The organism is Mesorhizobium sp. NZP2077 (assembly GCF_013170805.1).
GTDB lineage: Bacteria > Pseudomonadota > Alphaproteobacteria > Rhizobiales > Rhizobiaceae > Mesorhizobium.
Map to the genome: position 1 here is coordinate 5099543 of NZ_CP051293.1, position 20268 is coordinate 5119810.

General features: G+C 61.9%; 27 protein-coding genes. 7 read left to right on the forward strand and 20 right to left on the reverse strand.

Annotated features, from left to right (window positions below; all coding sequences use genetic code 11):
• Positions 1–18 precede the first annotated feature (18 nt).
• The 4 genes from HGP13_RS25575 to HGP13_RS25590 form a co-directional block, all read right to left on the reverse strand.
• The gene (locus HGP13_RS25575; RefSeq protein WP_172230390.1) at positions 19–465 is read right to left on the reverse strand and encodes a MucR family transcriptional regulator; all 447 of its coding nucleotides are present in this window, start codon (positions 463–465) and stop codon (positions 19–21) included.
• A 161-nt stretch (positions 466–626) separates the two neighbouring features.
• Positions 627–830, reverse strand: coding sequence for a hypothetical protein (locus tag HGP13_RS25580; RefSeq protein WP_172230392.1), 204 nt, complete (start codon positions 828–830; stop codon positions 627–629).
• Positions 823–1701: a DMT family transporter gene (locus HGP13_RS25585; protein WP_172230394.1), complete on the reverse strand. Its 879-nt coding sequence runs from the start codon at positions 1699–1701 to the stop codon at positions 823–825. Before HGP13_RS25585 ends, HGP13_RS25580 begins: the two co-directional genes overlap by 8 nt.
• The gene (locus tag HGP13_RS25590; protein ID WP_172230396.1) at positions 1695–2531 is read right to left on the reverse strand and encodes a hypothetical protein; all 837 of its coding nucleotides are present in this window, start codon (positions 2529–2531) and stop codon (positions 1695–1697) included. Before HGP13_RS25590 ends, HGP13_RS25585 begins: the two co-directional genes overlap by 7 nt.
• Before the next feature lie 112 nt (positions 2532–2643).
• Here HGP13_RS25590 and HGP13_RS25595 point away from each other — a divergent pair, with 112 nt between their 5' ends.
• Complete coding sequence (locus HGP13_RS25595; RefSeq protein WP_172230399.1) at positions 2644–3603, forward strand: LysR substrate-binding domain-containing protein; 960 nt, start codon at positions 2644–2646, stop codon at positions 3601–3603.
• Positions 3604–3704: 101 nt separating this feature from the next.
• Here the strand turns inward: HGP13_RS25595 and HGP13_RS25600 are convergent, their stop codons facing one another.
• Entirely contained in the window at positions 3705–4217 is a 513-nt protein-coding gene (locus HGP13_RS25600; protein WP_172230402.1) for a DinB family protein, read from the reverse strand.
• A 67-nt stretch (positions 4218–4284) separates the two neighbouring features.
• On the opposite strand from HGP13_RS25600, the gene HGP13_RS25605 reads away from it, so the two are divergent.
• Positions 4285–4977, forward strand: a complete 693-nt coding sequence (locus tag HGP13_RS25605; RefSeq protein WP_172230405.1) for a glutathione S-transferase family protein — start codon at positions 4285–4287, stop codon at positions 4975–4977.
• A 10-nt stretch (positions 4978–4987) separates the two neighbouring features.
• Here HGP13_RS25605 and HGP13_RS25610 read toward each other — a convergent pair whose 3' ends face one another.
• Positions 4988–5245, reverse strand: coding sequence for a DUF2934 domain-containing protein (locus HGP13_RS25610; protein ID WP_172230407.1), 258 nt, complete (start codon positions 5243–5245; stop codon positions 4988–4990).
• Positions 5246–5446: 201 nt separating this feature from the next.
• On the opposite strand from HGP13_RS25610, the gene ndk reads away from it, so the two are divergent.
• The gene (gene ndk / locus HGP13_RS25615; protein ID WP_010915217.1) at positions 5447–5869 is read left to right on the forward strand and encodes a nucleoside-diphosphate kinase; all 423 of its coding nucleotides are present in this window, start codon (positions 5447–5449) and stop codon (positions 5867–5869) included.
• Between the two features lie 61 nt (positions 5870–5930).
• On the opposite strand, the gene HGP13_RS25620 is transcribed toward ndk, so the two are convergent.
• The 6 genes from HGP13_RS25620 to HGP13_RS25645 form a co-directional block, all read right to left on the reverse strand.
• Positions 5931–6695, reverse strand: a complete 765-nt coding sequence (locus tag HGP13_RS25620) for a YbaY family lipoprotein (RefSeq protein ID WP_172230410.1) — start codon at positions 6693–6695, stop codon at positions 5931–5933.
• 96 nt (positions 6696–6791) lie between these two features.
• Positions 6792–7271, reverse strand: coding sequence for a molybdenum cofactor biosynthesis protein MoaE (locus HGP13_RS25625; RefSeq protein ID WP_172230413.1), 480 nt, complete (start codon positions 7269–7271; stop codon positions 6792–6794).
• A 5-nt stretch (positions 7272–7276) separates the two neighbouring features.
• The gene (gene moaD, locus HGP13_RS25630; protein ID WP_143976459.1) at positions 7277–7534 is read right to left on the reverse strand and encodes a molybdopterin converting factor subunit 1; all 258 of its coding nucleotides are present in this window, start codon (positions 7532–7534) and stop codon (positions 7277–7279) included.
• A gap of 1 nt (position 7535) precedes the next feature.
• Positions 7536–8132, reverse strand: a complete 597-nt coding sequence (pgsA, locus tag HGP13_RS25635) for a CDP-diacylglycerol--glycerol-3-phosphate 3-phosphatidyltransferase (protein ID WP_023673449.1) — start codon at positions 8130–8132, stop codon at positions 7536–7538.
• 97 nt (positions 8133–8229) lie between these two features.
• Complete coding sequence (gene uvrC, locus HGP13_RS25640; protein WP_172230416.1) at positions 8230–10296, reverse strand: excinuclease ABC subunit UvrC; 2067 nt, start codon at positions 10294–10296, stop codon at positions 8230–8232.
• Positions 10293–11057, reverse strand: a complete 765-nt coding sequence (locus HGP13_RS25645) for an SDR family oxidoreductase (RefSeq protein WP_172230419.1) — start codon at positions 11055–11057, stop codon at positions 10293–10295. The genes uvrC and HGP13_RS25645 overlap by 4 nt, the downstream gene beginning before the upstream one ends.
• A gap of 413 nt (positions 11058–11470) precedes the next feature.
• On the opposite strand from HGP13_RS25645, the gene HGP13_RS25650 reads away from it, so the two are divergent.
• Positions 11471–12133, forward strand: coding sequence for an outer membrane protein (locus HGP13_RS25650; RefSeq protein ID WP_172230422.1), 663 nt, complete (start codon positions 11471–11473; stop codon positions 12131–12133).
• 63 nt (positions 12134–12196) lie between these two features.
• Here the strand turns inward: HGP13_RS25650 and HGP13_RS25655 are convergent, their stop codons facing one another.
• Both HGP13_RS25655 and HGP13_RS25660 read right to left on the reverse strand, forming a co-directional pair.
• Positions 12197–12793: a glutathione S-transferase family protein gene (locus tag HGP13_RS25655; RefSeq protein WP_172230425.1), complete on the reverse strand. Its 597-nt coding sequence runs from the start codon at positions 12791–12793 to the stop codon at positions 12197–12199.
• A gap of 411 nt (positions 12794–13204) precedes the next feature.
• On the reverse strand, positions 13205–13576 hold the full coding sequence (locus HGP13_RS25660) for a hypothetical protein (RefSeq protein WP_210266321.1): 372 nt from the start codon (positions 13574–13576) through the stop codon (positions 13205–13207).
• A gap of 598 nt (positions 13577–14174) precedes the next feature.
• Here HGP13_RS25660 and HGP13_RS25665 point away from each other — a divergent pair.
• A complete protein-coding gene (locus HGP13_RS25665; RefSeq protein ID WP_172230431.1) occupies positions 14175–14486 on the forward strand; it encodes a transcriptional regulator in 312 nt (103 codons plus the stop codon).
• A gap of 15 nt (positions 14487–14501) precedes the next feature.
• Here the strand turns inward: HGP13_RS25665 and HGP13_RS25670 are convergent, their stop codons facing one another.
• The 3 genes from HGP13_RS25670 to HGP13_RS25680 all read right to left on the reverse strand — a co-directional run bounded on the left by HGP13_RS25670 (position 14502) and on the right by HGP13_RS25680 (position 16541).
• Positions 14502–15116 (reverse strand): LysE family translocator, encoded by a 615-nt coding sequence (locus HGP13_RS25670; RefSeq protein WP_172230434.1) that lies wholly within the window; start codon positions 15114–15116, stop codon positions 14502–14504.
• Positions 15117–15527: 411 nt separating this feature from the next.
• Entirely contained in the window at positions 15528–15980 is a 453-nt protein-coding gene (locus tag HGP13_RS25675) for a hypothetical protein (protein ID WP_172230437.1), read from the reverse strand.
• A gap of 138 nt (positions 15981–16118) precedes the next feature.
• Positions 16119–16541, reverse strand: coding sequence for a VOC family protein (locus tag HGP13_RS25680; RefSeq protein WP_172230440.1), 423 nt, complete (start codon positions 16539–16541; stop codon positions 16119–16121).
• Positions 16542–16704: 163 nt separating this feature from the next.
• On the opposite strand from HGP13_RS25680, the gene HGP13_RS25685 reads away from it, so the two are divergent.
• On the forward strand, positions 16705–17472 hold the full coding sequence (locus HGP13_RS25685) for a helix-turn-helix domain-containing protein (RefSeq protein ID WP_172230443.1): 768 nt from the start codon (positions 16705–16707) through the stop codon (positions 17470–17472).
• Positions 17473–17503: 31 nt separating this feature from the next.
• Here the strand turns inward: HGP13_RS25685 and HGP13_RS25690 are convergent, their stop codons facing one another.
• From HGP13_RS25690 to HGP13_RS25700, 3 genes are read right to left on the reverse strand one after another with little or no spacing between them, the layout of a single operon-like run.
• The gene (locus tag HGP13_RS25690) at positions 17504–18352 is read right to left on the reverse strand and encodes a 23S rRNA (adenine(2030)-N(6))-methyltransferase RlmJ (protein WP_172230446.1); all 849 of its coding nucleotides are present in this window, start codon (positions 18350–18352) and stop codon (positions 17504–17506) included.
• Entirely contained in the window at positions 18349–18960 is a 612-nt protein-coding gene (locus HGP13_RS25695; RefSeq protein WP_172230449.1) for a hypothetical protein, read from the reverse strand. The genes HGP13_RS25690 and HGP13_RS25695 overlap by 4 nt, the downstream gene beginning before the upstream one ends.
• A 37-nt stretch (positions 18961–18997) precedes the next feature.
• Positions 18998–19630, reverse strand: a complete 633-nt coding sequence (locus HGP13_RS25700) for a TetR/AcrR family transcriptional regulator (protein WP_246707121.1) — start codon at positions 19628–19630, stop codon at positions 18998–19000.
• 112 nt (positions 19631–19742) lie between these two features.
• On the opposite strand from HGP13_RS25700, the gene HGP13_RS25705 reads away from it, so the two are divergent.
• Complete coding sequence (locus tag HGP13_RS25705; RefSeq protein ID WP_172230455.1) at positions 19743–20213, forward strand: carboxymuconolactone decarboxylase family protein; 471 nt, start codon at positions 19743–19745, stop codon at positions 20211–20213.
• Positions 20214–20268 lie beyond the last annotated feature (55 nt).

Consider the following 20268-nt stretch of genomic DNA (forward strand, 5'->3'; position numbering starts at 1 on the left):
ATACCCGTCAAGCCGCGCTCAGGCAGTCGCCTTGCGCTTTGGCTTGGCCACGGCGGCCGGCACTGCTGCCGGCTTGCGGCCGAGCCCTGTCGACTTTGCCAGCGCCGACCGGGTCGCCGAGTAATTCGGAGCAACCATCGGATAGTCCGGCGGCAAACCCCATTTGGCCCGATAGTCGTCCGGGCTCAAACCATAGTCTGTCCTGAGGTGTCGCTTGAGCGACTTGAACTTCTTTCCGTCCTCCAGGCAGACGATGTAGTCGGGGAACACCGACTTTTTCGGGTTTACGGCCGGAACAAGGCTCGGACTTTCCACAACAGCCGCACCAGCCAGCTTTCGAACCGATGCGCTGACGCTGGCGATCAGGTCAGGCAGGCCGGAAGCCGGAAGCGGATTGTTGCCTACATAGGCCGAGACAATATCGGCTGTTAGCTCGATAATGGTCTTATCCTCGATATTTGACAATTCTTTCACCCTATTTGCGACAAAGTCGTCCACCCCAGCGAAGACTTTTGTCGATGTATCTCTTTAACCGCGTCCCCCAACGGGCCGCCAAGTGCCAAAACGAATCAAGACTTGGCGTCAACTATTTTTATTGGAAAGGGACGACGTGCAAATTAGAAAATCTAATACTTGGACACAGCAGACTTGGTTGTCCGTGCGTCGGCCAATATCTCAAGAATACGCCGCCAGCGGGCACATCGCCCGAAGTCCTTCTGTTCAATCGCCTTCTCGGCCTTCATCGCCGCGTAGAGCAGTGCCTCGGCGCCGAATTCCTTGATGAGCCAATCTGCTTCCTGCCTGGCGAGATGTTCATTGTCGTCAAACATAGTCTTGCGCCTCCGAACGTTCCAGGCCGACCGCGATACAACTGCCGATGACGAGGACAGCGCCGGCGATGGCGGTGGCCGTCAGTCGTTCGCCGGACAAGGTCAGCAACAACGTCGAAGCAATCGGCGTGAGATAGGCGACGACTGCGACCTTGCCGCTGCCTTCCAGCGTCAGCGCGCGCGACCAGAAGTAATAACCCAGCCCCATCGGGCCGGCGCCGAGATAGAGCCCCAGCGCCAGATCCGCCCCGGCCGGCCATGTGACGCCTTCGCGAGCGGACCATAATAGCGTCAAGGCGACGCCGACCAGCGACGACGGCAGCAACAGGCGCTCCGGCGAAGTGGCGACCCGCCCCACCATCACCGAATAGAAAGCCATGCACAGCGCAGACCCGAATGCGGCGAAATAGCCGACAAGATCGCCCTGGAACCAGTTGCTCTCACGCCCCCCCGAAATCACCAGCGCGACGCCGACGAAGCCAAGGGCCGCGGCAAGGCCGAGCAGTGCCGGACGCCGCGGATTTTCGAAGGCGATCACCGCCGCGGCAACCATCAAGGGCCAAGTGTAGGCCACGAGATTGGCTTCGATCACCGGCATCGAGGCGAAGGCAATGTATTGCAGCACCATGGTGCCAACCAGACCGATGAAGCCGACCGCGAGAGATATCGCCGCCGCCCCGGCCATAACCGGCGCGGCCTTTTCCCGGCTCATCGGCCGAATGGCGGCGAAGACCAGTGCAGCACCTGCAAATTGCAGGAACTGCACCTGCGACACCGGGTGGTTCGCCAGGAGGGATTTGCCGACCAATGCATTGGTCGACCACAAAGCCACCGCGCCGGTGGCAAAGACCAGCGCGGATTTGGCTACCATGATTCCCTGGCTCCGCCCGGAACCTGTGCTTCGGCGGCTGGGGCGGGCGTGGGATGCTCCGCCTCGAACCGGCGATAGGCCGGCAACTGGTTGGTCCAAACGTCTTCGGCCAGCTCGTTGACCCACTCACGGTCGTGATCATTGTCGGCGGCGAGGTAGAACATTCTGTTATCGTCGACATAGGGCTTGGCCAACGAGCGCTGGTTGAGCACCAGGGTGACGCGCTCGCCATAGTGGATCGGCGCAGTGCGATGCAGGACGCCAAGGAACTGCCCGAGCGTCGCGTATTTCATCTTGTGATCGATGCGCATGATGCGGTTGCGCGGGATTTCGCGTCCGGATTCGAGAATGGCACGGCCTGTCTCGGAATCGTCGCAATAAATTTCGAGATGGCCGCCGACCAGCGGATCGCTGATCGACAGCGGAATGAGCTCGGTGACCGGAACGCCGTCGCAATGCCATTCGACTGCGCCGTCCCTGGGATTCATGAAGGTGACGGTCGAGCCGACAATCGACAGCGGATAGGGCTCCAGCTTCGTGCCCATCATGTCGGACAGCCGCTCCAGGCGCAGCTTGTCGTGCAGCAACTCCTTGATTTCAGGGATGAAACGGTCAGCGCCGGTGATGAAGGTCAGGTCAAGGTGCTTGTGCACGGCATGGCTTGCCTTGAGCTTCAGGGCGGCTTCCTCGATTGCAGCAAGCAGTGCCGGGTCATAGCCATGCAGATACTGCGCAACGCCGAAACTCGACACTTTCCAGGCGGTTTCGTGTCCGATAATGGCCTCGCGGCTCATCGCATAGCGCAGTTCGGGTATGGTATGTGCGTTCATTGTACTTCTCCAAGTGGGGGGCAAACACTTGGTTAACAGTCAATTAAATTGGCCCCCCCTGTAAAATTAGGAATGCTAGTGCTACCCTAAGCCCAGCTTAAGGTCGAACCCAGTGCGTCTGCTCAGTCAGGTCAACCTCAATTCGTTGAAAATCGTGGAGAGTGCTGCGAGGCACGGCAATTTCACGCGTGCCGGCGAAGAGCAGTTCATCACCGCCTCAGCGGTCAGCCAGCGCGTCAAAAGCCTAGAGGACCAGCTGCGCTTCAAGATTTTCCAGCGCGGCGGCAACGCTGTATCGCTGACGCCGGAGGGCGAGACCTATGTCTCGCGTGTTCGCGAGGCTCTGGAGCGGATCGTCGCCGCCAGCATGGAAGCGACCGGGCAATCGCAGGAGCATGTGCTGAAGATATCCGTGCTGCCGACCTTTGCGGCGCGCTGGCTGTTTCCGCGCTTACCGCTGTTTCAGCGGCAACATCCCGATATCGTGATGCGGGTTTCAACGTCCTACGCGACACATGAGTTCACGACCTCCGATTTCGATCTCGAAATCCGCTATGGCGACGGCCACTTTAACGGGCTGCTATCCGATCTGCTGTTTCGGGAAGACCTGACGCCGGTGTGCAGCCGCAAATTGTTCCACGAGGTTCTCGGCGACAGGCCGCTGTCAAAGGTGACACCGGACGATCTCCAGCATTTTACCCTGCTGCACTCCGACACCTGCACCCAGAACTGGCAATCCTGGCTTGGTTTCGCCGGCGCCAGCTTCGTCCTCACAGAGACCAAAAGCATCTATTTCGATTCGTGCATGATGTCCTACGAGGCGGCCAATGCGGGAATGGGCTTTGCCGTGGCCAACCGTGCCTATATGGCCAGCGATATCCGCGCCGAAAGGCTAGTCGCTCCCTTTGCCGTCCACCACCCAAACACGGCCGGTTGGTATTTCGTCTCCCCCCATAAGAGCCTTGCCGCACGCAAGGTGCAGATGTTCAAACAATGGGTGATGGCGGAAGCGGCTCTGACGCAACGCCAATTGGATAGCGAAATCAGCTACCTGGTTTCCGAGGCTGTCTGAAATTTCCGAGTGGCCTGACGTAAAAGCGATGCTGCAGCAAAAGATGCGGCGATAGCCGGCGTGGGCTGCTCGCCCCCGGATCTAGAACGAAACAATCTCAATCAGGCGAAGGCCCTGCCCTCTTCAGTGCGCTGGAAATGCGCCAGATCGAGCGGCACGGAGGGGCGGCCGAGAACCGTCAGGATCATATGCGCCTGGCCACGATGATGGGTCTGGTGGTTGAAGACATGAGCCAGGGCCGGCGCCAGGCGCTGCGAAACGGTGCGCATGTCCGATACTGTCATATAGGTGAAGCGGCCGGAGAGCGCCTTGTCGTTCACGCCGGCGAGCCAGTCGATGATCCGCCGGTCTTCCGCCTCGCGCGCCGTCCTCAAATTGGGCAAGGCCCGATGCAGGATGACATCCAGCGCCGTTGGGGCGTCGCCTTCGCCGGTGAAGCGCTTCATCCAGATGCGATCGGCGGCGAGCAGATGGTTGAGCGTGCCCATCAGCGAGCGGAAGAAGGCGCCGACATCACGGTTGAATTCCTCATCATCGAGATCGGCAGCGGCATCATAGATGCGGCCATTGGCCCATTGATTGTAAGCCGCAAACATCATGAAGTGCTGTTTCATCTTTTCTCCCGCCGCGCCTGTTTCGGGGTGTCGGGGCGATACCTAGACCGCAAAGGGACCCGCGCCAATGACCATTCTGCTTTATGATCTTGTCGGGCGTGACGAGAGCCGTCCGTTCAGTCCGCATTGCTGGAAGGCAACGATGGCGCTGGCCCATAAGGGGCTCGATAGTTCAACCGCGCCGACGCGTTTTCTCGAGGTCCCCACCATCGAAGGCGGCGCTTCGAAAACCGTTCCGGTGATCCGCGACGGCGACAAGGTCGTCATCGATTCCTTCGCCATCGCGCTCTATCTCGACGAAGCCTATCCGGATCGGCCGACGCTCTTTGGCGGCGAAGGCGGCAAGGCGATGGCGCGTTTCATCGAGCGCTGGTCGCAATTGACCATCCACCCCTACATCACCATCGCTGCGATCGTGGATCTCCACACCATGCAGGACGAGGAGAACGCTACCTATTTCCGCCAGAGCCGTGAGCAACGCTTGGGCAAGCGTCTGGAAGACGTCGTCGCGGCCCGCGACGCCGGGTTGGCGGCGTTTCGGGCTTCGCTGGAGCCGCTGCGGTCGATGCTGGGCTACCAGCCCTTCATCGGCGGCACCTCGCCGCTGTTTGCGGACTATATCGTCTTCGGCGCGCTGCAATGGGCGCGCATCACCACGCCCTATCAGCTGCTCGAAGACAGCGACGTCGTGGCGCAATGGTTCGCCCGCTGCCTCGACCTGCATGGCGGGCTGGGACGAAAGGTTGCCGCAGCAGTCTGACGCCGTAGGGCTACTTGGCTGCTGCCTTCTTCGGCTTGCTGGGCTTTTTGGCAGCCTTCGCCTCCTTGGGCTCGGCCTTTGCCTTGTCGGCGCCGGCTGCCTTCTTGGATGGCTTCTTGGCTGACTTGCCAGTCGCATCGTCCCGATCGATGTCGGCTGCCGCCTGGTGCCAATGGCGTTCGTGGTGGCCGGCCGGTTGCCCTTCTGCCTGCCAGATCTGATGTGCGCGGTTGCGAATGCGCTCCTGACGATCGTCTGCCATGGTCATGTTGTCTCCATTCGGGCCGACTTCAGCGCGGCGCCGACACGCGACTATAGCAAGCAAAGCGTTGCTGTGCAGCCATCTGATCGTGCCTCCTGGCTTGCGGCCTGACATAGAAGCGCGCAGCGTTCCGACCCCTTGCTCTGGCTCCGGGCGACTTGTATAGAGCCCGCCACTCTCAATTCCATTCTCAGACAAGGACGACCCATGGCGCTCGAACGCACCTTTTCCATGATCAAGCCGGACGCAACCCGGCGTAACCTCACCGGCGCCATCACCAAGATGCTCGAAGACGCCGGCCTGCGCGTCATCGCTTCGCGCCGCGTGTGGATGAGCCGTCGTGAGGCGGAAGGCTTCTATGCCGTCCACAAGGATCGTCCGTTCTTCGGCGAGCTGGTCGAATTCATGTCGTCGGCGCCGACGATCGTCCAGGTGCTGGAAGGCGAGAATGCCATTGCCAGGAACCGCGAAGTGATGGGCGCCACCAACCCGGCCAACGCCGCCGAAGGCACCATCCGCAAGGTGCATGCACTGTCGATCGGCGAGAATTCGGTGCACGGCTCCGACGCGCCGGAAACTGCTGCGCAAGAGATCAAGTACTGGTTCTCGGACACCGAGATCGTCGGCTGAGCCGATATCATCATACCTGATTTGGAAAAGGCCGGCGTTTCGCCGGCCTTTTTCATTTCAATCAGCTCGCGGCACCGAAACGCAGGATCTCGCGGCCATCTTTGTCTGATATTGCGAGCTTGCCGGCATCGACCTTGTAGGATGCCGCCTTGGCCAACGCATCGAACAAGGCCTTTTCCTCGGCCATCACCTCGGGTGCGCAGGCCTTGTAGGTCGAGCCAATCTCGCTGATCGCGATCGCCTGGCCATCCACCTTCGCGGTGGCGAAATAGGTGTTGCAGGGGCCACTGCCGCCGGCCTTGCCGGCCTCGCTGACCCGGAACGTCGCCTGCGGCGCGGTGATGGCGCCGATGCCGTCGACATAGTCTACCACCCAGAGCTGGCCAAAGACGGAAGCCGTCGGCCCGGTGCCTGGCGTGACCATCTTCAGCATTATGGTCTGCGGCGCGTCGGTCAGCGGATCGACCTGATGACGCACATCGGAAATGAACATCAACTTGCCGTCGACGATGATGCGCGCCTGCAACGCATAGGTCATCTGCGGCTTGATCACAGACGGATCGAATTTGATCTCGAAGCTGATCGGCACCTGGCCGGCCGGCTTGACAGTCTGCGCGCCAATGATCTTGGCCGGCGCGTCGGCCAGCGAAACATCGGCAAGCTGGACGGAAAGCACCGCGCTGGGCGGCAGGGCGATGCGCTCGCGATAGATGACCTCGCCGCTCACCGCCTTTTCGGCGGCCACGGAGAGTTCCGGAACCGCCAGGATGCCGACGACCAGAGGCACGAAACCGAAGACGAAGAACTCCGCAAGCCTGTCCAGCATGACCACTTCCCTTGCCCCGGGCTGCCAGCGCCTGGGCTGATCAACCTCACGCAATTGGCCAAACGATTGCGGTCAATGCATGGCTGCGACAGGGATTTATTCGGACGGCGACTTCCAGCGTCCGGCCGCCCTGATGTCGGCTTCCTTGGCCTCGACCCAGCCGCCTTCGGAACCATCGACGCGATGCTCCTTCTTCCAGAAGGGCGCGCGCGATTTGAGATAATCCATGAGGAAATCAGCCGCTTCGAACGCGGCCTGGCGATGCGCCGAGGCGGCCACCACCAGCACGATGTTCTCGCCCGGCGCGATCTTGCCATGGCGGTGGATGACGGTGAGGCCTTGCAACGGCCAGCGCTGAACCGCTTCTGCCGCGATGCGGCCAATCTCGGCCTCCGCCATGCCGGGATAGTGTTCGAGTTCGAGTGCCGAGAGTGAACCCTGCTCGTCGCGGCAGAGGCCCGAGAAAGTGACCACCGCGCCAATGTCGGCGCGGCCTTGCGTCAGCCTGGTAATCTCGGCGGCGACGTCGAAGTCCTGGCGCTGGATGCGCACGGTCGGCACAGGGATGGCCGACATGAGTGTCAGCCCCCGGTCATTGGCGGGAAAAGCGCGATCTCGCGTGCGCCAGATATCTTTTCGCGGTGATCGACATGTTCCTGGTTGATGGCAACACGGATCACGTCGGGATATTGCAGCGCATGCTCGTAGCCCTCGCCGCGCGATTGCAGCCAGCGCAAGAGGTCGGCGACCGTCTCGATGCCGGCAGGCAATTCGACGTCCTCTTCAGGCATGCCGATCCGTTCACGCACCCAGGCAAAGTAGATAAGGCGGGTCGTCATCTCACTCGTCCATGATGTGCTTGAGGCCGGCGCGGAAATAGTCATAGCCGGTGTAGAGCGTAACGAGTGCCGCGATCCACAGCAGCACCAGGCCGGTCTGTGTGGTCAGCGGGAAGATCTTGTCGCCGGCCGGCCCCGCCAGCAGGAAGGCGATGGCCACCATCTGGATAGCGGTCTTCCATTTGGCCAACTGCGTCACCGGCACCGAGACCTTGAGAGCGGCCAGATATTCACGCAGGCCAGAGACCAGGATTTCGCGGCACAGGATGATGATCGCCGCCCACAGCGACCAGCCGGCGATGCCGGCATGGCGGTCGGTGTCGGCGGCCAACAGCAGCAGACAGGTGGCGACCAACAGCTTGTCGGCAATCGGGTCGAGCATCTTGCCGATGTTGGAGGTCTGCTGCCAGGCACGCGCCAGATAGCCGTCCAGGTAGTCGGTGATCGAGGCGAGCAGGAAGATAATCAGCGCCGACCAGCGGGCGAAGTCGCTCGATTTCAGATGGCCTTCGAGAAAAAAACACAGCACAACCAACGGCACCGCGACGATGCGGGCGTAGGTCAGCATGTTGGGCAGGTTGAACGCGCGCTTGGCCATATCTGGAAGACTCTTTCTGCCTGCGTACTCAAATCAGAAGCTGTTGTAGGGGGTCAACAGGCCAGATTCGATTGGCCAGATGAAAGCGCCGAATTTTTCAGCTTTCGTGGAAATGATTGTAGACCAGTTTGGCGACCTGTTCGGAAATGCCCTCGACTTTCCTCAGATCCTCGATTGCCGCACGGCTGACCGCCTTGGCGGTGCCGAATGCCAGCAACAGCGCTCGCTTGCGGCCGGGACCAATGCCGGCGATCTCGTCGAGCGGGCTCTTGACCAGTTCCTTCTTGCGCCGCGCCCGGTGCGAGCCGATGGCGAAGCGGTGGACCTCGTCGCGCAGGCGCTGGACGAAATAGAGCACGGGGTCGCGCACCGGCAGCGAAAACGAGTCCCTGCCCCTGACGAAAAAACGTTCGCGGCCGGCATCGCGGTCCTGGCCCTTGGCGATGCCGATCGCCACGACGCGATCCTCGATGCCGAGATCGGCGAGAATCTTGCGCACCGCCGTCATCTGGCCCTGGCCGCCATCGATCAGGATGACGTCGGGCCAAGCCGGGAAGTTGCCGGAGATATCGTCTTCGATATCATCACCTGCTTCCGCCGAGGCCACATCGTCGGGCGCGACGTCGCCATGTTCCTTGAGCAGCCGCGAAAAGCGCCGCTCCATCACCTCGCGCATCATGCCGAAATCGTCGCCCGGCGTGATCTCGGTCGAGCGGATGTTGAATTTCCGGTACTGGTTTTTCACGAACCCTTCCGGTCCAGCGACCACCATGGCGCCGACGGCATTGGTGCCCATGATGTGCGAGTTGTCGTAAACCTCGACGCGCACCGGCGGCTTGGCCAGACCGAAGGTCTCGGCGAAACCGGCAAGCAACCGGCCTTGCGTCGAGGTTTCGGCAAGCCTGCGACCCAGTGCCTCACGGGCGTTCTGCAGGGCGTTGTCGGTCAGGTCCTTCTTCTCGCCACGCTGCGGCACCGAGATCGCCACCTTGCGGCCGGCGCGGGTCGAAAGTGCCTCGGCCAGCAGTTCCTGGTCCTCGACGGTGTGCGACAGAAGGATGTTCCGCGACGTCGGCTTGTCGTCGTAGAACTGCGCCAGGAACGAGCCCAGCACTTCGGCGGCTTCCAGCGCCGGATCGGCCTTGGGGAAATATGCGCGGTTGCCCCAGTTCTGGCCGGTGCGAAAGAAAAACACCTGGATGCAGACCTGGCCGCCCTCCTGATGGATGGCGAAGACATCGGCCTCGTCGACGGTCGCCGGGTTGATGCCCTGATGGCTCTGCACATGCGACAGAGCCGCCAGTCGGTCGCGATAGATGGCGGCGCGTTCGAAGTCGAGGTCTTGCGAGGCCTGCTGCATGGCCGCCGAAATCTCGGTCTTCACCTTCTGGCTGCGGCCGGACAAAAAATCCTTCGCCTCGGCGACCAGTTCGGCATAGCCCTCATGCGAGATTTCGCCAGTGCAAGGGCCGGCGCAGCGCTTGATCTGGTAGAGCAGGCAGGGCCGCGTGCGGTTCTCGTAGAACGAGTTGGTGCAGCTGCGCAGCAGGAAAGCGCGCTGCAGCGAATTGATGGTGCGGCCAACGGCGCCGGCGGAGGCAAAGGGGCCGAAATAGTCGCCCTTGCGCGACCGCGCGCCGCGATGCTTGTAGATGCCGGGCGAGACATGGTCACCGGTCAGAAGGATGTACGGAAACGACTTGTCATCCCGCATCAGCACATTGAATCGCGGCCGCAAGCGCTTGATAAGATTGGCTTCGAGCAGCAGCGCTTCGATCTCGGTGCGGGTGACGACGAACTCCATCGTCGACGTCTCGCGCACCATGCGGCCGATGCGATTGGTGTGGAACCGGCCTTGCGCGTAGTTGGTGACGCGCTTCTTCAGGCTGCGCGCCTTGCCGACATAGAGCACGTCGCCGGCGGCGTTCATCATGCGGTAGACGCCGGGCGCGTTGGGCAGACGCTTGACCAGCGTCTGGATCACCTCGGCGCCGACCATGCCTTCGGCGTCGCCGGCATGCGGCGTCCAGTCGATGGCCGTGAAGGCGACATCCGGGCCGGCCGGCTCGACGATCTCCGCCAGCGCCTCGTCCTCGAGGTCGATTTCGGGAGGCAGATCGTCGGCGCCGCCGCGCGCCTTGTTCTTGTGATCCAAAGGACTCATTCCGTCATGCCTGTCACATCGGGCGTCTGCCATGCAAGATGCTGGCCGCCATCGAGCGCGATCATCTGGCCGGTGATCGAGCGCGCCTCCCAGAGATAGCGGATGGTGGCGCCGAATTCCGACAATTCCGGGCCACGCTTCAGAATCAGGCCAGCGATCTGCGCATCAAAATCGGAATCGTCCTGGCGCGCATTCTTCAGCGTCGGGCCCGGACCGATTGCGTTGACGCGGATGCGGGGTCCGAGCGCCTGCGCCAGCATCTGCGTTTGGGTCCACAAAGCGGACTTCGACAGTGCATAGGAAAAGTAGCGCGGCGTCGGCCGCCAGACGCGCTGGTCAATGATGTTGACGATCAGCCCGTCGCCCCCTTCCGGCAAGGCGCTGGCGAAATTCTGCGCCAGCAGCGCCGGCGTTTTGACGTGAATGGCAAAGTGGCGGTCCCAGGCCTGCCAGTCGAAATCCTCAATAGAATCATCGACGAAGAGCGAGGCGTTGTTGACCAGCAGCGAGATGGGGCCCAGCGCGGCTTCCGCCTGGCCGACGAGGTCGCTGACAGCATCCATGTCGGTCAGATCAGCGCTTACCACCGCCGCGCGGCCGCCAGACTCGTTGATCCCCGCGGCCAAGACATCCGCCTGATCACGCGAGCGATTGGCGTGGATGGCCACGGCAAACCCATGGCTGGCGAGGTCTTCGACAATTGCGCTGCCGATCCGTTTCGCCCCGCCCGTCACCAGCGCCGCGGCAGTGGCTTTGCTCATCTGTTGTCAATCCTCAATTTCGGCACGAAAACACGACGCCGACGAAATATGGCCCGGCATGCGTTAAATGGCGTTCGCACCTGGGGCAGCATTGTGGCGAAGTGCCCGGTTCGGCATCCCGACTCGTCTTGGAGTCGGAAGCGCTGGAGCGCAATATAGGACGCTGGAGTCCTTGCACCAAGCGGTGTGCAGCGCAGCATGAAATGGCTGCTGACATTTCGCTGTTGCGAAGATGCAACGTCAAGGTTCCGCCTCATTCGCGCCGGGGAATGACCCAAGTTCAGGTTCGCTTCAGCCGCATTTTGACACGACATTTGGAACCGGCGAACGCCAGATCCGTTTCACCCCCCGGACGGGTTGATGGCGATCGTGAGAAACAAGCCTGTGTCCTGTGGCTTAAGGAGTAAAGAACAATGCAAGCCAATCTTAAATTCGCACGGCCGCTGGTCGTCGCGCTCGGGCTCTTCGCCCTCGGTGGTACTGCCTATGCCGCAGACGTCGTCCAGGAAGAGCCGCCGGCACCCGCTCCGGTTGCCGAACTGCCCGTCGCATCCTGGGCCGGCCCGTATGCCGGTATCAATGTTGGTTATGGCTTCAGCGGCCACACCAAGGAGAAGGATCTCGGAGTTGCCAACGTTGACGTTGGCACCAAGGGCTTCGTCGGCAGCGTCTTCGGCGGCTATCAGTGGCAGCAGGAGAACTTCGTGTACGGCGGTGAAGCCGAACTCGGCTACAACGGCGTCAAGGGCGATGATTCCGGCGTCAATTCCAAGGCCGGCTTCGAAGGTTCGCTGCGTGCCCGTCTCGGCTACGCGGTGACCCCGGAAATCCTGCTCTATGGCACTGGCGGTCTCGCCGGCCGCAGCCTCAAGGTTGAAGACAGCACCTTCGGCTCGGACCGCGCTACCATGATCGGCTGGACTGCTGGTCTCGGCACCGACATCAAGCTGACCGACAATATCTTCGGTCGTGTCGAGTACCGCTACACCGACTTCGGCTCGAAGAGCTTCGACGGTATCGGCAAGGTCAAGGCCACCGACAACCGCGTCACCTTCGGCGTCGGTATGAAGTTCTAAGTCGTTCAAGCCACGACACGAAAAAGCCGGGCCTCGCGCCCGGCTTTTTTTGTGCCCGGTGACTCAGCCCGGAACCGCCGACTTCAGCTCTGGAAACTTCTCGTCGAAACGCGCCGCCCAGCGGGTCAGCCGGCCACGGCCCTTTTCCCATTTGCCGGCGAAGCGCAGCGCGAGATAGCCGAGGCAGGCACGCAACGCCATCTGACCCACCGTGATCTTCTTCGGCAGTTTCGGCGGATTGGCATTGAGCAGATCGAGCGCGGCGGTGATCTTCGTCCACTGGCGGTCGAGCCAGGGTTGATAGATCATCTCCTCAGGCCGGGCTCGGCGCTCATAAACCATCGACAGTGCGCAATCGCAGATACCGTCGGCCAGCGCCTCCAGCACTTCCGCTTCCAACCGCTTGTCGGAATTGCGTGGGAACAACGCGTTCTTCGAAATCCGGTTGAGATGCTGGGTGATGGCGCGGCTGTCATGAACCGATCGTCCATCGTCGAGGACCAGCACCGGGATCTTGCCTAGCGGATTGGCACCGATCAGTTCGGCCGGCTTGTCCTCGGTCTTGACCGGCACCAGATCGATCACGATCCCGGCATAGGCCGCGGCCATCCTTACCTTGGAGCTGTACGGAGAGGTAGATGCATAGAGCAGCTTCGGCATGATCGGTTCCCTGTTTGCAGGCGTCCAGTGTTGACTGGAGAGGCGTTTGCGATCAACCGCCAGAGCGCAAAAAACAGCTGCCAGAAACCGGTTGCGGTTTCCGCCCCAGACATCGCGACAAGCCTACAGACTGACACGCTGAAAAACACAAGCGAGCGACGAACGGCAGGCTGACCTGCATTCGCATCTCACCAACCCCAGGAATTGCACCGGGGGCCTTCGCCGACCACAGCAGGGAGACAATCCAAAGAGCGAGCGAGGCAGCCAACCGGCGCCTCGCTTTGCTTGCCCCTCTGTCCCATCCCGATGTTCAGCCCCCAGGGCTGAACCCGCCGCCGGACTTGCTTCGATCCAGTGCGTCAGAGCGTCCCTGCCGAGCCCCGAAGGACACGCAACGCCCCAACGACCGGTCTACTTCTTGGCCGGAGCCTTCGCCTTGGCCTTCGGCGCGGCGGCTTTCTTCACCGCAGGCTTTGTCGCGGCCGCTGCTGCTTTCACAGCCGGCTTTGCCGCAGCCTTCGCGGCGGGCTTCGCCGCAGCCTTGGCGGGCGCTGCCTTCTTGGCCGCGGGTTTTGCCGCTGCCTTGACCGCAGGCTTCTTGGCCGGTGCTGCTTTCGCGGCTGGCTTTGCCGCTGCCTTAGCGGCGGGCTTTGCCGCGGCCTTGGCGGGCGCTGCCTTCTTCACGGCGGGCTTCGCCACAGCCTTGGCCGCTGCCGGCTTCTTGGCCGGCGCTGCTTTCGCTGCGGGCTTTGCCGCCGCCTTCGCCGGCGCTGCTTTCTTCACTGCTGTTGCGGCCTTCGCCGCGACTGCTTTTGCGGGTGCTTTCTTTGCCGGTGCCTTGGATGCCGGCGCTTTAGATGACTGCTTAGCCATGTCATGCCCCTTCACGTTATGCCGATGGCCGTGAATGACCCCGGCGCGCAATGCATATCTGACTCGCGGCTCGCTAGCCAGCGAAGCAATGGTATGATTTTCTCAGCTTAAATTTTGGTTGAGATCGAGACGCGATCACACTCATCATCGCAAAAATCCGTCTCTGATCTTCCGGTATCGCCAGCAATTTGACACCGGCATTCTCGATGCCAGCCCACGATGGAACTCCGAAGATTAGCGAGCAGCTTTACGCATGATCGTCGGCCCTGAATATCATAGCCTGCCACCTCCTCGAGGCGATCATCTTCTGTAAGCGATCGACCCATGCGGATCACGAGCGCGACGCGACAACCGAACTGAAGATCACCATGTCAAGCATACCTCCACTGACTGCTGACCGATTGACAGAATACTCTGCATTGCAGAGTATTCTGCATTGGGACTGCCGCTGTCCGAGATTGCCGGGTTATGTGGCGACGGCCCAAGGCTTGCCGCATGGAGAGCACTGATGAGCGCCGACGACATCATCCACCAGATTACACGGCTCAGGATCATGGCCATCCTGAACACGCTGGAAAGGCGCGAGGCACTTGAGTTCAGCCAGTTGAAGGCCATGATCGAAACCACTGACGGAAATCTCGGAGCGCACATCGATACGCTGGCCAGAGCGGGCTATGTCGATGTTGAAAAGCTCTTCGTCGGGCGACGGCCACAGACCCGGGTCAATGCAACGACGATTGGGCGGCGAGCCTTTCGCGGCCACATTGCCTTTCTTCGCAAGATCATCGATCAGGCCGAGCCGACGCAACGCAGGAAATAGCGCCGCGATCCGTCCTCAACGCGTGGCAACCACGGCGACGCCGGCGCCGATCATCACGCCGCCCGCCGCGCGGTTGACCCGGCGCACGATCCTGGACGTGCGCAACAGATTGCGGGCGCGACCGGCGAGAATCACATGCCCGCCGATCACCACAGTTTCGACAGCCAGGATCACCGCGATGAGGATACCGAGATGCGTCGATGTGAGCGAGGCGCCGACGACGTTGGGCAACAGCGCCACATAGAACAGCGGCATTTTCGGATTGCCGAGATTGAGCGCGACGCCGGTGGCAAAGATCGTCAGCAGCCCGCGCCGCCCGGAGACCGGCTGCAGCTCCGGCACGACGGGCACGGCCGTCCACAGCCTGATGCCCATCCAGATCAGATAGGCGGCTCCGCCATAGCGAAGCACCGTCATGATGATCGCCATTTTGGCGGCGATGATCGACAGGCCGAAGGCAGCGAGCATCAGGAAAATGAGGATGCCGACCACCGTGCCGGCACCGTAGGCGATGCCCGATGCCGCGCCGCTGGAGATCGTGCGGGCGACGATCGTCATGTTGTCGGGGCCAGGGCTGGCGGCGAACACGAAGAAGGTGGCCGCGAAGGCGAGGATGGTGGCAAGATCCATGAAGGCTCCCGAAAGTGATGCGTTGCTCTCGGGTGAGAGGGTTAGCCGATTTGCCTGCCGGCGATAGCCTGAAAAATTCACGGCTTTCGTGACACCAGCAGCGCGGTCGCGGCGGATGCCGCGCTGAACAGGCAGGTGCCCTCCAGCCCCACGCCGAATAGGCAAGTCCTGTGAGACCCGAGTCGCAGGCGCCGCCGAGAATCATCGTCGCCATCAAGATGGTGTTCAGGCGGCTGCGGGCGGTCGGATCGAGAGCATGAGTGCGCGCCTGGCTGTGTTAATATACAGATTAGGCCAAGTCGAAAAAGGTAGCTTCCGGGATCGTCCTTGCGACGAGCGGAGCCTACTTAAAGCAAGCGAGCAGCAGAAGCCGCAGTTTGCAGGCCGTCCTCACCTGAATATCGACATTCCCTAGCGCAGGACGCGGCAGCGGCCGTTGTAGACCATCCAACGGTCGAAGCCCGAGACGCAGAACTCGACATTGTCGCCGATCGAGGCAAAGCCCTGGCCTTCCTCGATCAAATACCAGATGGTCCGGTCGCGCCCATCGGAGAGACTGACGGTGGCGCCGCAATAGCGGCGGCCGATTGGCCAGGTGTCGTTGGCCGGCAGGTAGCGGTGCTGGTGGATGCGCCGAAAATCAGTGATCTGCACATCCGGCAGATGCGGCACATGATGCACCTGGTAGGAGAAGCGGCTGGAAATCTTGCTCAGCACCCAGGGCTGGCCGCAGACACCGCCATCGTCGTCGGAATAGACGCCAAGGTCGGCCGCCTGCAATGCCTGGGTGACGCCGAGAGGCGCGACAAGCGGGGTGCAAAGCGCAATCAGGGCGGCAAGTGCGGATTTGGCGAAGCGAGTCATGGCAGCCTCTCAAGGTCGATTGCACGCACTGTGCGGATTCGCTTGGCAGCGGTCAAGCGGTTGCCGAAACAATGGTTTCCAGAAGCGAGCTGGAGCATCCACCAACGTCCTTTACCGGCTACGGGTTCCTCTCAAGCATCAGTCCTCGGGAAGAAAGGCGGGGTTGAAGACAACTTCCCAGAGATGGTCATCCGGATCCTGGAAATAGCCGGCGTAGCCACCCCAGAACGTATCTTGCGCCGGCTTGACGAGGCGCGCGCCAGCGCTGATGGCCAGCGCCATCACGGCATCGACCTCGGCCTCGCTCGTGACATTGTGGCCGATGGTGAACTCGGTCGGGCTGCGGCCGGTTTGGGCGATGCCGGCGTCAACAGCGATGTTGGAGCGTTCGAAGATCGCGAACTTCAAGCCACCCTGCAGATCGAAGAAGGCGACGGCGCCGTGCTCGAACTCCTTGCCGATGATGCCTTCGGTCGGAAGCCCGAGCCCATTTCGGTAGAAGTCGAGCGACGCGTCCAGACTGTCGACACCAAGCGTGATGACACTGATGCGAGCTTTCATTCTGGTTTCTCCTTTCTATATTCACGACGGCGCGATGTCGGTGGCATCGAAAGGCACCGAAAGGCTTCTTTCGGTTTGCCATGGCGGGAGCGGCACGCCTTGAAGATTTCGGCCAAATGCCCTCGAAGACCGTGGGCCGAGCGGACTGACAAAGGCTGAAGGGATGGAAGCGGTACTGGCGCAGACTACCGGCTTTTTCCAGGAACGGCCTGCAGAGAAGCGGCTGAGTGCCGCTTTCGCGTCCATCTGGGTGCACCGCATGCGGGACAAGGACGCTCCACCCGTCGTGATAACACCAGATGCGACGATCGACCTGCAGTGGATCGACGGCCGCTTCCGGGTTGCGGGACCGGACCGGGAGCCGCAGATCGAGATACTGCCGTCCGGAGCGACGATCGTCGGGTTCAGATTCCGGCCAGGGGCGGCCGCCGGTTGGCTGGGCGTGCCGGCCAACCGGATCGTCGGAGAACGCCTTGACCTCAGTGACTTCTGGGGCGCGGAGGCGCGGCATCTGGCAGGCCGCATCAAGGCCACGCCCGACCCCGCCAAGCTGGTGAGACAATTAGAGGAGGCAATCGGCGCACACACGCAAGACCACCGTGCGCCCGATGCGGTCATGGGCTTTGCCTTTGACGTTGTCGACCGAGGTTTGCCATCCGACAAACGGCTGGTGCCTTTCCTCTTGCGCTCCCTGCATATGAGCGAACGAACGCTGCGGCGGCGTTTCGACGAAAGTTTCGGCTACGGCCCGAAGACGCTTGACCGGATCCTGCGCTTCCACCGCTTCAGGCGCCTGCGGCAGGCGTCGAGCGATACCTCGACCGCGATGTTGGCGATCGAGGCCGGCTATGCGGACCAGGCCCATCTGATACGAGAAAGCAGGCGGCTGACCTGCATCACGCCGGCCGCGCTGGCTGCCACCGGAATATAGCCTCGGCTGACGCAGCCGAAGCCATGCCCGCCTACTCTCCGGCCAGCCATTCCAGCGACCAGTGCGCCGGCTTTTCCACGGCGAGCAATCTGTGCAGTGCGGGCAACACGGTTCGCAATTCGCCTTCCAGCGTGAAGGGCGGGTTGACCACAACCATGCCGCTGCCGTCGAGGCTGGGCTCAGAAGAGGCCGGCCTGATCTCGAATTCTATGTCGAGTATCTTCGGGATGCCGGATTGCTTCAGCGCTTTCCTGAAGGCGATGATCGCCCGGCGGTCCTTGATTGGATACCACAGCGCATAGATGCCGCCCGGCCAGCGCTTGTGCGCGGTTATGAGCCCGTCGACGAGGCGGTCGAACTCGCCCGCCTCCTCGAAGGGCGGATCGATCAGCACCAGGCCGCGCTTTTCCTTCGGCGGCAGATGGGCGCCGAGCGCCAGCCAGCCATCGAGCTCGATGATACGGGCCTGAAAATCACCGGCAAAGAGTGTCCTCAGCTTCGCGGCATCCTTGGGATGCAGTTCGATCGCCGACAGCCGATCCTGCTTGCGCATCAGATGCCGCGCGATCAGTGGCGAGCCCGGATATTTCTGGATGCCGCCCTCGGGATTGAGCGACCGAACCGCCTCCAGATAGGGCGCCAGCAGTGCCGCCACAGGCGCGGCGAACGAGGCGTCGATCAACCTGCCGATCCCGCCTTGCCACTCGCCGGTCTTCTGCGCCTCGAGTGACGACAGATCGTAGCGGCCAATGCCGGCATGGGTGTCGACGACGCGAAACGACTTGTCCTTCTGCTTCAGATACTCGAGCAGGCGTGTCAGCAAGACATGCTTGACGACGTCGGCGAAATTTCCGGCGTGGTAGGCGTGACGGTAGTTCACTTGGCCCCCCTGCCCCAGCGCGGCGGCGGCGGTTGCGAGTTCGGGTTGCCCGGCCGGCTGCCACCGGAACGCAATGAGAGCAGGAAGCCGATCAAACCGATCGCCATCAGGGAGAAGCCGACCGGCCGCGCACGCCGGTCGGTTTCGCCGACACCGGAGCGCAGGATGAGATCGACCGCGCGCATCGGAATGTCTTCGGCATCACCCGGGCCAACGGTGAAAACATAGGGGCCGGGACTGACGGTCGCGATCACGCCGCCCTCATCGCGAAAGATCTTGTCCGGCAACTGCGGGCTGACCTGGCGCGGATTGTCGACATGGTTGAACTGCAACGTCGAGGCAAGCACCGTGCGGCCATTGCTGGCGGCGGTCAGCGTCAACACCGTGCGCTGCTGCGACACGATGCGTTCGGCCCGCGCGGTGAGATCGACCAATATCCGCACCGGCGCGTCGCGGCCTACGAGCGACACGGTCAACGGCTTGAAGCGGCCTTGCTCATAGACGCGCCATGTGCCGATCTCGCGGCCGGAAAAATTGGTCATCGCCCAGGGATAGATGAGGCTGATGCCGGTGCCGGCCAGCAGGATCAGGACAAACAGAAAGCGCATTCAGACAGTCACCTTGTAATCGCACCTTGCTGGACAACTAGCTTGCGTTGGCGCCGTCGCGCAGGCGTTCCATCTCGTCCAGCAGCATGTCGAGGCCGAGCTCGAATGTCTTGTCGAATTCGGCCGTGCCAAAAAAAGAGCCGGCGGCCATGACGTTGGGAAAATCCCGGGCGAGTTGCTCGTCGCTGACCGTGTTCACCGCCGACGGCCCCTTGGCATAGCCTGCGTGCTCGTCCAGCACCGCGCCCATCAGATAATAGCCGACGGCACGGAACAGTCTGGCGCTGAGTTCAGTATCGAAGCCGCCATCCCTGAACAGGCCGATAACGCCGTTCAACCAGGCAAGGCAGGTCGGCGAGTTCATGCGGTAAGTGACGAAGAAAGTGGCATAGGCCGGATGGTCTCGGCCGATGCGGCGAAAATCCTCGATGGCGATGCGCATCCTTTGCCGCCACGGCAGGCTGGCGGCGGGCATTGCAAGCGCACCGACCAGCCGGTCGACCAGCGCTTCATGCAAATGCGCCACCGAAGGAAAGTGATGGTAGATGCTCATCGCCTCGCAGCCGAGCGCCGCGGCCAGCTTGCGCATCGAAAAGCCGGCAAGCCCCTCGCGCTCGATCACCTCGAAGGCGGCATCCTCAATCATTTCGCGCGACAGGCGTCCACGCACTCGCTTTTCTTTGATCGATGAATCCATGGCGTCGCTTGACAACTTACACTGTAAGGTTCATTTTCCGCATCACCTTACTTCGTAAGGCTAACAAAGACCAGAGGAGAATGTCATGTCTGCCAGTCGCATTCTTTCATCCGTGCCTTCTTCCATACGCAACACCTGCCTGCTTGCTGCTGCCGGCTGCGCGCTGGCTCTGGCCACGGCACCTGTCCAGGCCGACGACTATGATGCAACCCTCAAGGACAACCAGTCGACCATGGGCGGGGTGCCCAGCTTTCTGAAACAGTTTCCCAAAGCCGGTCTGCCCGGTGCCTGGGCCGAGGTCAAGGCCATCGAACTCAGCGACAAGACGGCGCTGCCGCCAAAGGTCAAGTCGCTGATCTCGCTGGCGGTGGCGGCGCAGATTCCGTGCAACTATTGCATCTGGTCGGACACGCAGGACGCCAAGCGTGCCGGCGCCACCGACGAGGAAATCCAGGAGGCCGTGGCGATGGCCGCGCTGACCCGCCACTGGAGCACCATCTTCAATGGCATGCAGGTCGATTTCGACACATTCAAGAAGGAGATGGGCGGGCAGTAGGGTGTTCGGGCCCGAAGCGGGCGACCGCATCCGGGTAGATCCGTGCCCAATCGAT

Bases quoted from the DNA above. Each gene is read 5' to 3' on its own strand.
- HGP13_RS25625 (WP_172230413.1), bottom strand. From the start codon at position 7,271: ATGTCGGCCATCCCTGTGCCGACCGTGCGCATCCAGCGCCAGGACTTC.
- HGP13_RS25590 (WP_172230396.1), bottom strand. From the start codon at position 2,531: ATGAACGCACATACCATACCCGAACTGCGCTATGCGATGAGCCGCGAG.
- HGP13_RS25650 (WP_172230422.1), top strand. From the start codon at position 11,471: ATGCAAGCCAATCTTAAATTCGCACGGCCGCTGGTCGTCGCGCTCGGG.
- moaD (WP_143976459.1), bottom strand. From the start codon at position 7,534: ATGACGACCCGCCTTATCTACTTTGCCTGGGTGCGTGAACGGATCGGC.
- uvrC (WP_172230416.1), bottom strand. From the start codon at position 10,296: ATGAGTCCTTTGGATCACAAGAACAAGGCGCGCGGCGGCGCCGACGAT.
- pgsA (WP_023673449.1), bottom strand. From the start codon at position 8,132: ATGGCCAAGCGCGCGTTCAACCTGCCCAACATGCTGACCTACGCCCGC.
- HGP13_RS25645 (WP_172230419.1), bottom strand. From the start codon at position 11,057: ATGAGCAAAGCCACTGCCGCGGCGCTGGTGACGGGCGGGGCGAAACGG.
- ndk (WP_010915217.1), top strand. From the start codon at position 5,447: ATGGCGCTCGAACGCACCTTTTCCATGATCAAGCCGGACGCAACCCGG.
- HGP13_RS25685 (WP_172230443.1), top strand. From the start codon at position 16,705: ATGGAAGCGGTACTGGCGCAGACTACCGGCTTTTTCCAGGAACGGCCT.
- HGP13_RS25580 (WP_172230392.1), bottom strand. From the start codon at position 830: ATGTTTGACGACAATGAACATCTCGCCAGGCAGGAAGCAGATTGGCTC.
- HGP13_RS25620 (WP_172230410.1), bottom strand. From the start codon at position 6,695: ATGCTGGACAGGCTTGCGGAGTTCTTCGTCTTCGGTTTCGTGCCTCTG.
- HGP13_RS25705 (WP_172230455.1), top strand. From the start codon at position 19,743: ATGTCTGCCAGTCGCATTCTTTCATCCGTGCCTTCTTCCATACGCAAC.
- HGP13_RS25655 (WP_172230425.1), bottom strand. From the start codon at position 12,793: ATGCCGAAGCTGCTCTATGCATCTACCTCTCCGTACAGCTCCAAGGTA.
- HGP13_RS25675 (WP_172230437.1), bottom strand. From the start codon at position 15,980: ATGACTCGCTTCGCCAAATCCGCACTTGCCGCCCTGATTGCGCTTTGC.
- HGP13_RS25680 (WP_172230440.1), bottom strand. From the start codon at position 16,541: ATGAAAGCTCGCATCAGTGTCATCACGCTTGGTGTCGACAGTCTGGAC.
- HGP13_RS25585 (WP_172230394.1), bottom strand. From the start codon at position 1,701: ATGGTAGCCAAATCCGCGCTGGTCTTTGCCACCGGCGCGGTGGCTTTG.
- HGP13_RS25670 (WP_172230434.1), bottom strand. From the start codon at position 15,116: ATGGATCTTGCCACCATCCTCGCCTTCGCGGCCACCTTCTTCGTGTTC.
- HGP13_RS25695 (WP_172230449.1), bottom strand. From the start codon at position 18,960: ATGCGCTTTCTGTTTGTCCTGATCCTGCTGGCCGGCACCGGCATCAGC.
- HGP13_RS25605 (WP_172230405.1), top strand. From the start codon at position 4,285: ATGACCATTCTGCTTTATGATCTTGTCGGGCGTGACGAGAGCCGTCCG.
- HGP13_RS25665 (WP_172230431.1), top strand. From the start codon at position 14,175: ATGAGCGCCGACGACATCATCCACCAGATTACACGGCTCAGGATCATG.
- HGP13_RS25600 (WP_172230402.1), bottom strand. From the start codon at position 4,217: ATGAAACAGCACTTCATGATGTTTGCGGCTTACAATCAATGGGCCAAT.
- HGP13_RS25610 (WP_172230407.1), bottom strand. From the start codon at position 5,245: ATGACCATGGCAGACGATCGTCAGGAGCGCATTCGCAACCGCGCACAT.